The organism is Rhodococcus sp. no. 34 (genome assembly GCF_054589475.1).
Genome location: NZ_BAAILK010000012.1, coordinates 1 through 12,649, shown reverse-complemented (window position 1 = coordinate 12,649; position 12,649 = coordinate 1). Strand labels below are relative to the sequence as shown.

Here is a 12,649-nt window from a genome sequence, read left to right as displayed (position 1 = left end):
GTGCGATCCTTGGCCGGTGCTGCTGAGGATCCTCGAACTGGTGGGCATCGTGGCGTTCGCGGCCTCGGGTGCCCTGGTGGGCGTCACCAAGCGACTCGACATCTTCGGGGTGTGCTCGGTGGGTGTGTTCACCGGCATCGGCGGCGGTATCGTCCGCGACGTTCTCCTCGGCGTCCATCCGCCCAGCTCTCTGAGCAGTTGGCCGTACTTCGGAACGGCCGCCGCCACCTCACTCGCCGTGTTCTACCTCCACGAGCCGCTCAATCGACTGCGTCGTGAAATCCTGGCGCTCGACGCACTGGGGATGGGCTTGTTCGCGAGCACCGGCGCCGTCATCGCGCTGGACAACAACGCCAGTTCGCTGGCGGCGACGTTGATCGGTGCGACCGCGGCGATCGGCGGCGGCGTGATCCGCGACGTTCTCGTCAACGAGGTGCCACTGCTCCTGCACAAGGACCTGTACGCGGTTCCCGCACTGCTCGGCGCTGCGTTGGTGGTCACAGTCTCGCAAGCTGGACTGTCCACCAACGCCGCGCTGGTGTGCGGCACAGCGTTCGCCGCGGTGTTCAGACTGCTTGCGTTATGGCGTCATTGGAGCCTGCCCGGGCCGAGGCGAACCCGGGACTGACCGCGACACGCCGGAGGCCGGAATCGGACCCTCTCAGCCGCATCTCAGCACTTCAGTCCAAACTGTCGGTATGCGTATTTTGGTGGTCGACGACGACCGGGCGGTTCGCGAGTCGCTTCGGCGGTCGCTCAGCTTCAACGGCTACACGGTCGAGCTCGCGGTCGACGGGCTCGACGCACTCGAGAAGATCCTCGCCAACCGGCCCGACGCCGTCGTTCTCGACGTCATGATGCCGCGACTCGACGGACTCGAAGTGTGCCGTCGTCTTCGCAGTGCCGGCGACGACCTGCCCATCCTCGTGCTCACCGCCCGCGATTCGGTCAGCGAGCGAGTGGCCGGCCTCGATGCCGGAGCGGACGACTACCTGCCCAAGCCCTTCGCTTTGGAAGAGTTGCTTGCCAGGTTGCGTGCACTACTTCGCCGCACCGCGCCCGATCTGGACGCCGATTCCGAAATGATGGCGTTCGAGGACCTCACCCTCGACCCGGTCACCCGTGAGGTCAAGCGCGGCGAACGATCGATCAGCCTGACGCGCACCGAGTTCTCCCTCCTCGAAATGCTCATGGCCAACCCACGCCGCGTGCTGACCCGTGGACGCATTCTCGAAGAAGTGTGGGGATACGACTTCCCGACGTCCGGCAATGCCCTCGAGGTGTACGTCGGCTACCTGCGTCGCAAGACGGAAGCCGACGGCGAACCGAGGTTGATCCACACCGTCCGCGGAGTCGGCTACGTCCTGCGGGAGACGCCTCCGTGATCACCGCTCCGTTCGGCAAGAACGCCGAACCGAAGAAATCCTCCACCACCCAAGCGTCCGTCGAAATGCGCCCACCGATGCCACTGACCCGTTCGGTGTCATTGCGTTGGCGTGTGACGCTGCTCGCCGCGTCGGTGGTGGCCATTGCCGTCGCAGTCATGGCGATCGCTGCCTACGCGGTGGTTTCGCGTGCGCTCTACGCGGACGTCGATCACCAGTTGCGTACCAGGGCAGCGGTGCTGATCGACAGCAATGTCGTGCGATTCGACCCTCGCTACATCTCCGGTGCGACGCTGTACACCACCGACATCAGTGTGGCCCTGATCTTCTCGGACCTGAGCACGTACCAGCCGCCCGGTTCCGACGTGCCGATCGGTGAAGCCGAAGACGCCGTAGCGCGTGGCGAATCGGATTCCTCGCTGCGAACCGTCGACGGTCAGCGAGTGCTGGCTCAACGAACCCATGACGGAAGCACTTTGGTGATCGGTCAGCGGCTCGCGCCGACCGTTGCGGTACTGGACCGTCTGGCCTGGGTGCTCTTCGTGGTCGGCGGGTGTGGCGTCATACTTGCGGCAGTGGCGGGTACTACCGTGGGCCGCACCGGTTTACGACCCATTGCCAGGCTGACTGCTGCCACCGAACGAGTCGCTCGGACCGACGATCTGACGCAGATCCCCGTTACCGGCAGCGACGAATTGGCGCGCCTGACAGAGAGTTTCAACACGATGCTGCGGGCGCTCGCCGAGTCCCGTGAGCGTCAGTCGCGCCTCGTCGCGGACGCCGGACACGAGTTGCGGACGCCGCTGACTTCGTTGCGCACCAACATGGAGTTGCTGATCGCGTCCAGTCGCCCCGGTGCGCCGCAGATTCCCGACGAGGACATGGCGGAACTTCGTGCCGATGTCGTTGCGCAGATCGAGGAACTGTCGACTCTGGTCGGTGACCTTGTCGATCTGGCCCGCGAAGACGCGCCCGAAACCGTGTACGAGCGCGTCGACGTCAGCGACGTCGTCGAGCGTGCGCTCGAACGAGCGCGGCGCAGGCGCAACGAAATCGAGTTCGAGGCGGTCACGACTCCGTGGTACGTCTACGGAGATCAAGCGGGCCTGTCGCGTGCCGTGCTGAACGTCCTCGACAACGCTGCGAAGTGGAGTCCTAAGGGCGAACAGGTACGCGTCGAAATGCGACCGGTGGGTCAAGGATTGTTGGAATTGACCGTAAGTGATGCGGGACCTGGCATTCCGGAGGAGGATCGGGAGTTGGTGTTCGATCGTTTCTACCGGTCGACCGCGGCACGTTCGATGCCGGGATCGGGTCTGGGACTTGCGATTGTGCGTCAGGTCGTCGTCAAGCACGGCGGCACCATCGCGATCGACGAATCCGATCGTGGGGGAGCGCTTGTTCGTATCGTGCTTCCCGGTGAACCGGGGCCGAGTGCCGAGTAGCGTGTTCTGTAGACCGTTGGTCCCGCGCTTCGGTGACTGACGTCACGGCTTAATGCGTTCGGCCCGAAAGTCTTTCGGGCCGAACCGACAACACCGGTTTTTCACGTCGAACTCTGGGTAAAGTGACAGGCACGTCTCAGCGCCTTCTCAGCAGCGCAAGGCAGCATTGTCGGCAGAACAGTTGTGACTGCCCGTCCGGTGGTCACCGTAGACGAAAGCGAGCCGATGACCGAGGACCGTAACGTCGGGCCGACCCGGCCCGAGCAGCCCAACAGCGAGCCCACCACCCAGGCGCAGCCGACAGCACCTCAGGCACAGCCTCCCGTGTCGCCGCAGCAGCCTCAGGGGCAGGCGCCTCAGCAGCCGTACCAGCCGACCGAGTCCTTTGCCCGACCCACTGAAGGCAGGCCCACCGAAGCCTTCGGGCAGGCACAGCAGCAGCCCACGCAGGCTTTCGGCCACCCGCACGGTGCCCATGAGGCCGCGTACCAGCAGAGCGCCCCGTACGGCGCACCCAACCCTGGTGGCCCCGGCGGTCCGAACGGCCCGGGCGGCGGCCACAATCAGATCCCCACACCGCTGCAGGGGCCGAACTCCGGTTCGACCACCACCAAGCCGAAGTCGGGACGCATGGCGCTGGTTGCCGGCGCTCTCGCCCTGGTCCTGGTCAGTGGTGGTGTCGGTGGCGTGGTCGGCGCCGTCGTCGCGGACCGCAACGGTGGAACCGCGACGGTCACCAACTCTCTGAACGCTCCGAAGCCCACCGCGACCAACACGTCCAACGCTCCCGCCGGCTCGGTTCAGGCCGTTGCCTCGAAGGTCGTGCCCAGCGTCGTGCAGATCGAGGTGGCCACCGCGCAGGGACAGGGCGGTGAGGGCTCCGGTGTCATCCTGTCCTCCGACGGTCTGATTCTGACCAACAACCACGTTGCCGGCGCACAGGGAGCGCAACTTCGCGTTGCGTTCTCCGACGGAACCAAGGCTTCGGCCACCCTTGTCGGTGCCGATCCCGTCTCCGACATCGCCGTCATCAAGGTCGACGGTCGAAACGACCTCACCCCCATCGATCTCGGCAACTCCGGCGACGTCCAGGTCGGACAGCAGGTGGTTGCCGTCGGGTCCCCACTCGGCCTGGCCGGCACGGTCACCGAAGGCATCATCTCCGCACTCGATCGCCCGGTGTCCACGAGCGGCGAGTCCGGCAATCAGAACACCGTCATCGACGCTCTGCAGACCGACGCAGCGATCAACCCCGGCAACTCCGGTGGCGCCCTCGTCAACATGGACGGCCAGCTGATCGGCATCAACACGGCGATCGCCTCGCTCGGAGCGTCGTCGGGTACCCAAGGCGGTTCGATCGGCCTCGGTTTCGCCATCCCGATCGATCAAGCACGCCGCGTCGCCGACGAACTGATCAAGACCGGCAAGGCGACTCAGGCCATGATCGGCGTGACCGTGCCGTCGCAGGACAACGCCGACGGCGCAACCGTCATGGATGTCACTGCTGACGGGCCGGCAGCCAAGGCCGGTATCCCGAAGGGTGCAGTCATCACCAAGGTCGACGATCGTGTTGTCGCAGATGGTGATTCGCTGATCGCGGCAGTGCGTTCACATGCTCCCGGCGACAAGGTCTCGATCACGTACAGCGACGGCGGGCAGACCAAGACCGTCGACGTCACGTTGGGAACCGCGGCAGCGCAGGGCGGCCGATGATGTTCGGCGATCAGCAGACGATCGACCCGATCTTCGGCCAGATCGCAACGGCGTCGGGATCGGACACTACGGTAGGAGTCATGGAACTCGAAGCCACATCGGCCGGCCGCGCTCTGGTCGTCATCGTCGACGATCGCACAGCCCACGGCGACAACACCGACTCCATCGGTCCACTGGTCACGGAACTGCTGAACGAAGCGGGTTTTCTCGTCGATGCGACGGTCGCCGTCGCCGCCGACGAAGTGGAGATCCGCAACGCTCTCAACACCGCAGTCATCGGTGGCGTCGACCTCGTCATCTCGGTCGGCGGTACCGGGGTATCCCCGCGTGACGTCACTCCTGACGTGACCGCTGAGGTTCTCGATCGCGAGATCCCGGGAATTGCCGAAGCACTTCGTGCTTCCGGTCTTTCGGCCGGATCGCTCGAAGCAGGCTTGTCCCGCGGCCTCGTCGGGGTTTCGGGAAGCACCGTGGTAGCCAATCTGGCGTCGACCAGGCCGGCAATTCGCGACGGCATGGCAACCCTGACGGCTTTGGCGAGTCACGTGATCGCCGAGCTGTCCAGCCTCGAGGGCTGAGACAGCTTGTCGGAGCAACCAGATACCCCGAAGAAGCCGTCAGTCGACAAGAAGCGCCTGGCGCGCATCTTCGGGGACGTCTTTCCCGAGACGACGTCGGACGAGCGGGGTCCCGAAGGATCCTCGCGGTCCTCGGACGACGACTGGCTGCGCAGTCAGCGGCCCCCGCACCACGGCGGTTAGAAGTAAATCAGGCCCCCGGACAAATGTCCGAGGGCCTGATTTGTTCTGTGAGCGCTGACTATTCGAGCGTCTTGGCGTGAGCTCCGGTGTCGGCGCCGCTTCCGTTGGCGGAGAGGATGTCGCGGATCTGGATGAGCAGATCGGTTTCGCTGGCTTCCTTGTCCTCGGGCTCGGAGACGAACTTCTTCTTCGCCGCATTCGCGGGGACGATCAGCACGAAGTAGACGACTGCCGCGATGATGATGAAGTTGATGATCGCGGTGACCACGGCGCCGATGTTCAAGAATGTCTCGGGGTTGCCTGAGATGATTTCGACACCCCAGCCCAACTCGTCGGAACCGCCGATTGCGGCGATGAGCGGATTGATGATGTTACTGGTGAATGCCGTGACGATGGCGGTGAAGGCTGCGCCCACGACAACCGCGACGGCCAGGTCGAGCACGTTTCCGCGAAGCAGGAAATCCTTGAATCCCTTGAGCATGTCGGTGTCCCCTCGAGTCTCCGATGGCAAGTGCCAGATGGTCCGTTGATACCGAACCGACTGGAAAAATCCTAGAGGAGCTTCGGCCGCTTTGTGCGGTCAGCGGAATGTCACGGTGATCGCATTGGACAGGGATGCCGCGGCTACGACGTTGGCTGCCGGTGTCGGCAGGGCCAGCAAAATCACCTGTTCCTGCTGGTTACGTGTACTTTCCGACGTGGTGACCAACGCGACTACCGCTCCTGCCGCAAGAATTTGTGGGGCCTTGTCGGCAATTGATTCGTTGGGTGTGTCGGGGTGGGGTGTGTCTGGGCGGGATGTGTCAGGGCCGACGGTCAGGACGTCGACGACATCGCCGCTGCGCAAAATTTCTGCAACGGCCGCATCGGCAAGTCGCACGGGCACGATGCGGGCGTCGTCGGTTCCTATCGACAACCCGGCCAGCCGTGGGCTGAGAACACGCACATCGGTGACGGTTTCTCCGGAGCGAATCGGGCCGGCAACGGTTCTTCCGACCACCAGGTCGGCATCGGAGACAACTCCTTCGGGAAGTTGTTTCGAGTCGATCTCGCGGACCTCGACGTCCGAATCCGCAATCACCTGCCCCGGAGTGAGATCGCGGCTCGAGACAACTACGGCGACGGTGTCGGTCGCGGGATCGCCTCGAAAGAAGAGAACAACGCCGAGTGTGGCCAGGACAACGGCTGCGATCTTGCGGACGGTCGCTGAGCGAAACCGTGTGCCGCGTGTCAGTTCGACGACGCGATCGAAGGTGTTCGGCGTGAGATCGAGCTGGGCGCGCAATGGATGGGAGCGCCTCGGCGAACGAGAACGTACTGACGGCATTCATGCACGTTAGGGCCGGAAGCGGTGCTTCCGGCCCTAACGATGTGGACCTGTGGACAACCCGGAGGTTGTGGAAATCAGCTTGCGGCAGCCTTTGCGGGCGCCGGCGTGCTGGTCGACGAACTCGATGTCGAAGAGGAGTCCGACTTGGACTCGGACTTCGCAGCGGGTGCCGAATCGCTCTTGGCGGGCTCGCTCGCAGTCCCGGAGCCGCCGCGGCTGTCGGTGCGGTAGAAGCCGCTGCCCTTGAACACGATGCCAACAGAGTTGAACAGCTTGCGGAGCTTGCCTGAGCAAGCTGGGCAGACCGTCAGCGAATCTTCGCTGAAGGACTGGACGATGTCGAAACGGTTGTCACATTCCGTACATGCGTATGAGTAGGTGGGCACCGGGCTTCCTCCGCACTGTGATGTTCGAGCAGCCGCGTATTTACACCGCAGCCTTTAGCACTCTACAAGTGACAGTGCCAACAGCGCTAATCAGGGATCTATTCCCGCAGATCAATCGCCTTTGAGTTGCGTGAGGCCGCCGCGCGGCGTCAATGCCCAGCCCATGGGAATGTCGTGGTCGTCGGCAGGCAAGGTCTCGACGAGTTCGGAGTCTCTGACAATTGCCACGAGCCGAGTCTGTGGTCCGACCGACCCGAGCGTCCGGTCGTAGAAGCCTGCGCCACGGCCGAGGCGTGTTCCGCGAAGATCCACCGCGAGAGCAGGGACAAGCATGCATTCCACGTCGGACAGGGTTTCCGGTGGTAGGACGGGTCCGACGGGCTCCCGAATGCCGTACTTCGCGGGGCGCAAACCGTCCGCGCCGCTGTACTCGACCCAGGACAACGGTCCCGGCTCCCCGGTGATCGGAAGTAGTACACGCTGAGCGATCTCGGCAACGGCGTCGAGCAAGTCGGTGGATCCTGGTTCGGTGCGGGTGGGGACGTACGCACAGACGATCGAGCCGTCGACGATCGCTGAACGTATGTGCGTGATCAACGCCGCAGTTTCCGTGTTTCGAGTGTGCTCGGAGACTGCATCACGTGCTGCGAGTGTGATTTGTCGCCATTGTGCTTTTGTCTGAGGTGTCACCCCGCAACGATATTCGTCGTGCTGACCGAGCGGTAACAAGCGGCGGCTAAGGTGTTGGCATGACAGACGTTGTCGCTAGCAGCACGAGGGCCTTCCGTACGGCCGTGGTTCCCGCAGCCGGACTTGGTACGCGTTTCCTGCCTGCCACCAAGACGGTTCCGAAAGAATTGCTGCCGGTCGTGGACACACCGGGTATCGAACTGGTGGCAGGTGAAGCTGCGGACTCGGGAGCCGAGCGGCTCGTCATCGTGACGTCCCCGGGCAAAGACGGCGTGGTTGCCCACTTCGTCGAGGATCTCGTGCTCGAAAGCAAGCTGGAAGCAAGCGGAAAACTCGCTGCCCTGGCGAAGGTGCGCAAAGCGCCGGGTTTGCTCGAAGTCGATTCCGTGATTCAGGAGCAGCCCCTCGGCCTCGGGCATGCAGTCGGTTGCGTCGAGTCGGTTCTCGACGACGACGAAGACGCCATCGCGGTCCTTCTGCCCGATGATCTCGTACTACCGCGTGGCGTCCTGGAGATCATGGCGCGTGTTCGGGCCAAGCGCGGCGGGTCCGTTCTCTGTGCAATCGACGTCCCGAAAGACGCAGTCAGCGCGTACGGCGTCTTCGACGTCGAGATCGTTCCCGACGCGGTCAATCCCGACGTCCTCAAGGTCGTCGGCATGGTCGAGAAGCCGGCTGTGGAAGACGCGCCGTCGACCTTTGCCGCTGCAGGTCGCTATCTGCTCGATCGTGCGATCTTCGACGCACTTCGTCGCATCGAGCCGGGAGCCGGCGGTGAGTTGCAACTCACCGACGCCATCGCTCTCCTGATTTCCGAGGGCCATCCGGTTCACGTGGTGGTGCACCGCGGAACGCGTCATGACCTGGGCAACCCCGGCGGGTACCTCCGCGCTTCGGTGGACCTGGCACTCGACAGTGACGATTACGGCCCGTCCTTGCGTAAGTGGCTCGCGGATCGGCTCGACCGCTGAGCGTGTCGCCACGGTGGTTGATCGCCCGATAACGCAGTATCAATGTGCTTGTCCCTTTTCGGCGGCAAGGCATCATGAGCTGACGGATATCACCGAATTTCCAGACACAGGAGGACGCGGACCAGATGCGGTCGGTTGAGGAGCAGCAGACCAGGGTTACCGCTGCTGCAGTGGCACCCCGTCCGGTTCGGGTCGCCATCTCGGAGGCGCAGGGACTGCTGTGTGCCGAGGAAGTGGTGACCGAACGCCCATTGCCGGGATTCGATCAAGCTGCCATCGACGGTTACGCGGTTCGTAGTGTCGATGTCGCCGGCGCTGGAGCCGACCTCCGAGGCGAGGACGGCGAGCCTACCGAACTCAGCTTGCCGGTGGTCGGTGAGGTGACGGCGGGCTCACGCCAACCGATCCGCTTGCAACCTCGCCAGGCCGTCCGAGTCGACACCGGCGCGCCGTTGCCCACGCTGGCCGACGCAGTTCTTCCGCTCGAGAACACCGACGGTGGTCGCGCTCGCGTTCGGATCTTCGAGCCGGTGCGTTCGGGCGATTACGTTCGCCGTGCAGGCGACGACGTCCAGCCGGGCGACGTGGCCGTTCGGGCAGGCACCATCATCGGAGCCGCACAGGTCGGGTTGCTCGCCGCGGTCGGCCGCGACAAAGTACTCGTCCATCCCCGTCCGCGCCTCTCCGTCATCAGCGTCGGTGGAGAACTCGTCGACGTGGATCGCACGCCGGGACCTGGTCAGGTATACGACGTCAATTCGTATGCCCTCGCCGCCGCAGCGCGCGATGCCGGCGCCGACGTCAACCGTGTGGGAATCGCAGGCAACGACTCGCGTCGTCTTCGCGAAGTAGTCGAGGGACAGCTGATTCGCTCGGAAATCGTTGTCATCGCCGGTGCCGTGGGCGGCGGAGCGTCCGACGAGGTTCGTGAGGCGCTTGCCGACCTGGGGACGCTCGAAGTGGAGCGCGTTGCCATGCATCCGGGATCGGTGCAAGGCTTCGGAAAGCTGGGAAGGGACGAGGTTCCGACCTTTCTCCTACCGTCCAACCCGGTCAGCGCACTGGTGGTATTCGAAGTCATGGTTCGCCCGCTGATCAGAATCGCGCTCGGACGCCGCCAGCCGATGCGGCGAGTAGTGAAGGCGCGGACAGTGGGAACCATCACGTCGATTGCCGATCGCAAGGGTTTTCTGCGTGGTCAGCTGATGCGTGACGAAGCGACAGGGGAGTACCTGGTGCAGGCCCTCGGGGGTGCGCCCGGTGCGTCCTCACATCTCCTCGCGACCTTGGCGGAAGCCAATTGCTTGGTTCTGGTCGATCGAGACGTCACCGAAGTGCACATCGGTGAAGAAGTCGACGTAGCTTTTCTCGCCCAACGTGGGTAACGCCGATCCGAGTGGGGTGTGATGTCAGTCCATCCAGGATGGCCGGAAGATCTCGGCCCGCTGCGAGTGCCCGCGGGAGTGGTGACCGTCCGCCCCGTGAAGCTCCGTGACGCTGCTGTGTGGAGTCGTCTCCGCATTCGCGATCGCGAGCACCTCGAGCCGTGGGAGCCCACCGGAGAATCGCCCTGGGATGCTCGCCACCACATCACCGTCTGGCCGTCCCTGTGCGGAAACCTTCGCTCCGAAGCGCGCAAGGGCAGGATCCTTCCCCTGGTGATCGAACTCGACGGGAAGTACTGCGGGCAGGTCACCATCGGAAATGTGGTGCGCGGCGCTCTGCGGTCCGCCTGGGTGGGCTATTGGGTCGCCTCGCACGTGACCGGTGGGGGCGTAGCCACAGCTGCCGTTGCACTCACACTCGATCACGCATTCTCGAAGGTCGGTCTGCATCGAGTGGAGGCCACTGTTCGGCCGGAGAACGCGTCGAGTCGCGCAGTCCTACGAAATGTTGGGTTCCGGGAGGAAGGTCTTCTCAAGCGCTACCTCGATGTCGACGGCCAATGGCGTGATCATCTTCTGGTCGGAATGACCATCGAGGAAGTACCCACCACCGTCGTCGACAGATTGGTGCGGTCCGGACGCGCTTCGTGGGTGTGACGAAGACGGCGCCAGAAGCGTGAGAAACGCGAGCTAAACAGCAGTTACCGCTGAGTAGTCCTACTTTCGGGCGGGAAAATGTGGTTTTTGATTCAACCAGAACTTGAGACTTTTGGGACTGAACCGGAAGTTCAGTTCGGTACGCGTGTGACACATGAGTATGGTGGGGTTCGGCGCGTCGGCAACGATGCGAGGGCGTCGGCCGTTAACCTTGACTCGTCAACGGCTGGCATAGGTGCTGGTAGGTGATCGGGAGGAGGCCGCGGCATGCCTAGCTCATTCGTGTGGATCGGGCTGGTGGCCGTGTGGCTGTTCGTCCTGGTGCCGATGCTTGTCAACAAGCGCCCCAGGATCCGGCAGACGAGTGACGCGGCACTCGCGACTCGAGTACTCCACCGCGGCGACAGCAACCCTGTTCAGCGCGGGCCGGCAGCAGGACATCGAAGCGATCCGAACTGGCAACCAGAACCAGTGCGCAGCAGCTACGACGCGGAGGACCAGATGGACACTCACGCAGAAGACGACTACGCCGGCGGTCGTGCACCGGTCGGAGAATTTGTTCCGGTTCGGCGCGGCCGAGGCGGATTCGACCCCGAGGCGGATGCCATCGCCCGGGAGGCGCGGTATGCATTCCGTCAGCGGACATTGCTGGGACTTGCGTTCGTCGCGATTCTCTCGGGCGCTCTTGCATTGATCATCTCGCCGATGGTGTGGTGGTTGTTTGCGCTGACCGTGTGCGGCCTCGGCGGGTACATGGCGTACTTGCGTCGGCAGGTTCGGATCGAGCAAGAGATTCGCCGCCGTCGTACCGAACGCCTCAACCGATCGCGACTCGGAGTCGAATCGCACACCGACGAAGAGCTTCGCCTGATTCCGGCGCGACTGCGTCGGCCAGGAGCGGTTGTCCTCGAGGTCGACGACGAAGATCCGGTGTTCGATCACCTGGATCACTACGAAGAAGAGATCAGGCACACCGAGATGCGTCGCGCGTCCGGTCAGTGATCTTCTGGGCCGATCTTGTCGGGCCGAAAGTTCGTGTCGGGTGATTCCAACGGGAGTATTCGTTCCTGTTAGAGTTGCCGAGCACCGCTGAGGCGGTGGCACGGGGCTGTGGCGCAGTTGGTAGCGCGCTTCGTTCGCATCGAAGAGGTCAGGGGTTCGATTCCCCTCAGCTCCACCAAGAAGTACCAGCGAAAAGGGTCTTTCAACGAAAGTTGAACGACCCTTTCCTGCATTTTCAGGGCCTGCCCGAATTGCGAAGATTCGATCTGAGTGTGCGCCGTTTCATACGATTGCGACCGCTGATCCGGACCGTTGAGCTTCCAAGTGAGGGATGATCCTTGGGCGGATACATGTTTGCCGGAAATGTAACGAGGGTGTGTCCGGTGCGATAGGCACGGTGAGTCTGCCGCAGTTTTCCGCAGGTCGGACGTATGTGTCGGGGAGGAATGTCGATGAGCCAGCCACGACGGCTAGCGATGATGCTTGTTGCTGTGATGTGCCTGATGGGTATCGGCGTCCTTGCCGTATCGGTCTTCCCTGCCATCGTCGCCGCCCAACCTGGCGGCAACAGCGGTGGTGGCAACCACGGCAATGGAAACGGCAATTACGGCAACAACGGCGGCAATAACAACGGCAACGGTGGCGGTCACATCGGCAACAACCGCAACGGCGGCAATAACAACGGCAACGGCGGCAATAACAACGGCAACGGCGGCAATAACAACGGCAACGGCGGCAATAACAACGGCAACGGTGGCGGCAACAACGGCAACGGCAACTATGGCTGGCATTGTCACCGTCACAACTGCGGCACGACCGTAATTCCGACACCGACGACGACGACTGAGCCGACGACGACGACTGAGCCGACGACGACGACTGAGCCGACGACGACGACTGAGCCGACGACGACGACTGAGCCGA

At 63.5% G+C, this 12,649-nt stretch carries 15 protein-coding genes and 1 tRNA gene; 12 read left to right on the top strand and 4 right to left on the bottom strand.

The window, feature by feature from the left end; genetic code table 11:
- The first annotated feature begins 16 nt into the window (after positions 1-16).
- The 6 genes from ACYP01_RS00855 to ACYP01_RS00830 all read left to right on the top strand — a co-directional run bounded on the left by ACYP01_RS00855 (position 17) and on the right by ACYP01_RS00830 (position 5,304).
- Complete coding sequence (locus ACYP01_RS00855; RefSeq protein ID WP_003946409.1) at positions 17-628, top strand: trimeric intracellular cation channel family protein; 612 nt, start codon at positions 17-19, stop codon at positions 626-628.
- Between the two features lie 70 nt (positions 629-698).
- Complete coding sequence (locus tag ACYP01_RS00850; protein WP_003946387.1) at positions 699-1,385, top strand: response regulator transcription factor; 687 nt, start codon at positions 699-701, stop codon at positions 1,383-1,385.
- 65 nt (positions 1,386-1,450) lie between these two features.
- Positions 1,451-2,830: a HAMP domain-containing sensor histidine kinase gene (locus ACYP01_RS00845; protein ID WP_020908630.1), complete on the top strand. Its 1,380-nt coding sequence runs from the start codon at positions 1,451-1,453 to the stop codon at positions 2,828-2,830.
- Between the two features lie 225 nt (positions 2,831-3,055).
- Positions 3,056-4,543 carry a S1C family serine protease gene (locus ACYP01_RS00840; protein ID WP_459678203.1) on the top strand — a complete coding sequence of 496 codons (1,488 nt, stop codon included), beginning with the start codon at positions 3,056-3,058 and terminating at the stop codon, positions 4,541-4,543.
- 80 nt (positions 4,544-4,623) lie between these two features.
- Complete coding sequence (locus ACYP01_RS00835; protein ID WP_176720912.1) at positions 4,624-5,121, top strand: MogA/MoaB family molybdenum cofactor biosynthesis protein; 498 nt, start codon at positions 4,624-4,626, stop codon at positions 5,119-5,121.
- A gap of 6 nt (positions 5,122-5,127) precedes the next feature.
- On the top strand, positions 5,128-5,304 hold the full coding sequence (locus tag ACYP01_RS00830; protein ID WP_003946347.1) for a hypothetical protein: 177 nt from the start codon (positions 5,128-5,130) through the stop codon (positions 5,302-5,304).
- A 58-nt stretch (positions 5,305-5,362) separates the two neighbouring features.
- Here the strand turns inward: ACYP01_RS00830 and mscL are convergent, their stop codons facing one another.
- The 4 genes from mscL to ACYP01_RS00810 all read right to left on the bottom strand — a co-directional run bounded on the left by mscL (position 5,363) and on the right by ACYP01_RS00810 (position 7,710).
- Complete coding sequence (gene mscL, locus ACYP01_RS00825; RefSeq protein WP_459678199.1) at positions 5,363-5,785, bottom strand: large conductance mechanosensitive channel protein MscL; 423 nt, start codon at positions 5,783-5,785, stop codon at positions 5,363-5,365.
- 99 nt (positions 5,786-5,884) lie between these two features.
- Positions 5,885-6,631 (bottom strand): SAF domain-containing protein, encoded by a 747-nt coding sequence (locus ACYP01_RS00820; RefSeq protein WP_314677678.1) that lies wholly within the window; start codon positions 6,629-6,631, stop codon positions 5,885-5,887.
- 77 nt (positions 6,632-6,708) lie between these two features.
- Positions 6,709-7,020, bottom strand: coding sequence for an FmdB family zinc ribbon protein (locus ACYP01_RS00815; protein WP_003946378.1), 312 nt, complete (start codon positions 7,018-7,020; stop codon positions 6,709-6,711).
- 111 nt (positions 7,021-7,131) lie between these two features.
- Positions 7,132-7,710 carry a 5-formyltetrahydrofolate cyclo-ligase gene (locus tag ACYP01_RS00810; protein WP_459678196.1) on the bottom strand — a complete coding sequence of 193 codons (579 nt, stop codon included), beginning with the start codon at positions 7,708-7,710 and terminating at the stop codon, positions 7,132-7,134.
- Between the two features lie 59 nt (positions 7,711-7,769).
- On the opposite strand from ACYP01_RS00810, the gene ACYP01_RS00805 reads away from it, so the two are divergent.
- The 6 genes from ACYP01_RS00805 to ACYP01_RS00780 form a co-directional block, all read left to right on the top strand.
- On the top strand, positions 7,770-8,681 hold the full coding sequence (locus ACYP01_RS00805; protein WP_003946415.1) for a UTP--glucose-1-phosphate uridylyltransferase: 912 nt from the start codon (positions 7,770-7,772) through the stop codon (positions 8,679-8,681).
- 125 nt (positions 8,682-8,806) lie between these two features.
- Positions 8,807-10,066, top strand: coding sequence for a molybdotransferase-like divisome protein Glp (gene glp, locus ACYP01_RS00800; RefSeq protein ID WP_459678194.1), 1,260 nt, complete (start codon positions 8,807-8,809; stop codon positions 10,064-10,066).
- A gap of 21 nt (positions 10,067-10,087) precedes the next feature.
- Positions 10,088-10,723 carry a GNAT family N-acetyltransferase gene (locus ACYP01_RS00795; RefSeq protein WP_007727523.1) on the top strand — a complete coding sequence of 212 codons (636 nt, stop codon included), beginning with the start codon at positions 10,088-10,090 and terminating at the stop codon, positions 10,721-10,723.
- 267 nt (positions 10,724-10,990) lie between these two features.
- Entirely contained in the window at positions 10,991-11,725 is a 735-nt protein-coding gene (gene sepX, locus ACYP01_RS00790; RefSeq protein WP_007727521.1) for a divisome protein SepX/GlpR, read from the top strand.
- A gap of 102 nt (positions 11,726-11,827) precedes the next feature.
- Positions 11,828-11,903 (top strand) — tRNA-Ala (locus ACYP01_RS00785).
- 274 nt (positions 11,904-12,177) lie between these two features.
- Positions 12,178-12,649: hypothetical protein (locus ACYP01_RS00780; protein WP_459678190.1), on the top strand; the 472-nt coding region annotated here is incomplete at its 3' end.

Excerpts from the sequence above, each read along its gene's own strand:
- ACYP01_RS00850 (WP_003946387.1), top strand. The coding sequence starts at position 699 with ATGCGTATTTTGGTGGTCGACGACGACCGGGCGGTTCGCGAGTCGCTT.
- ACYP01_RS00795 (WP_007727523.1), top strand. The coding sequence starts at position 10,088 with ATGTCAGTCCATCCAGGATGGCCGGAAGATCTCGGCCCGCTGCGAGTG.
- ACYP01_RS00845 (WP_020908630.1), top strand. The coding sequence starts at position 1,451 with ATGCGCCCACCGATGCCACTGACCCGTTCGGTGTCATTGCGTTGGCGT.
- ACYP01_RS00820 (WP_314677678.1), bottom strand. The coding sequence starts at position 6,631 with ATGCCGTCAGTACGTTCTCGTTCGCCGAGGCGCTCCCATCCATTGCGC.
- ACYP01_RS00805 (WP_003946415.1), top strand. The coding sequence starts at position 7,770 with ATGACAGACGTTGTCGCTAGCAGCACGAGGGCCTTCCGTACGGCCGTG.
- ACYP01_RS00840 (WP_459678203.1), top strand. The coding sequence starts at position 3,056 with ATGACCGAGGACCGTAACGTCGGGCCGACCCGGCCCGAGCAGCCCAAC.
- mscL (WP_459678199.1), bottom strand. The coding sequence starts at position 5,785 with ATGCTCAAGGGATTCAAGGATTTCCTGCTTCGCGGAAACGTGCTCGAC.
- glp (WP_459678194.1), top strand. The coding sequence starts at position 8,807 with ATGCGGTCGGTTGAGGAGCAGCAGACCAGGGTTACCGCTGCTGCAGTG.
- sepX (WP_007727521.1), top strand. The coding sequence starts at position 10,991 with ATGCCTAGCTCATTCGTGTGGATCGGGCTGGTGGCCGTGTGGCTGTTC.
- ACYP01_RS00835 (WP_176720912.1), top strand. The coding sequence starts at position 4,624 with ATGGAACTCGAAGCCACATCGGCCGGCCGCGCTCTGGTCGTCATCGTC.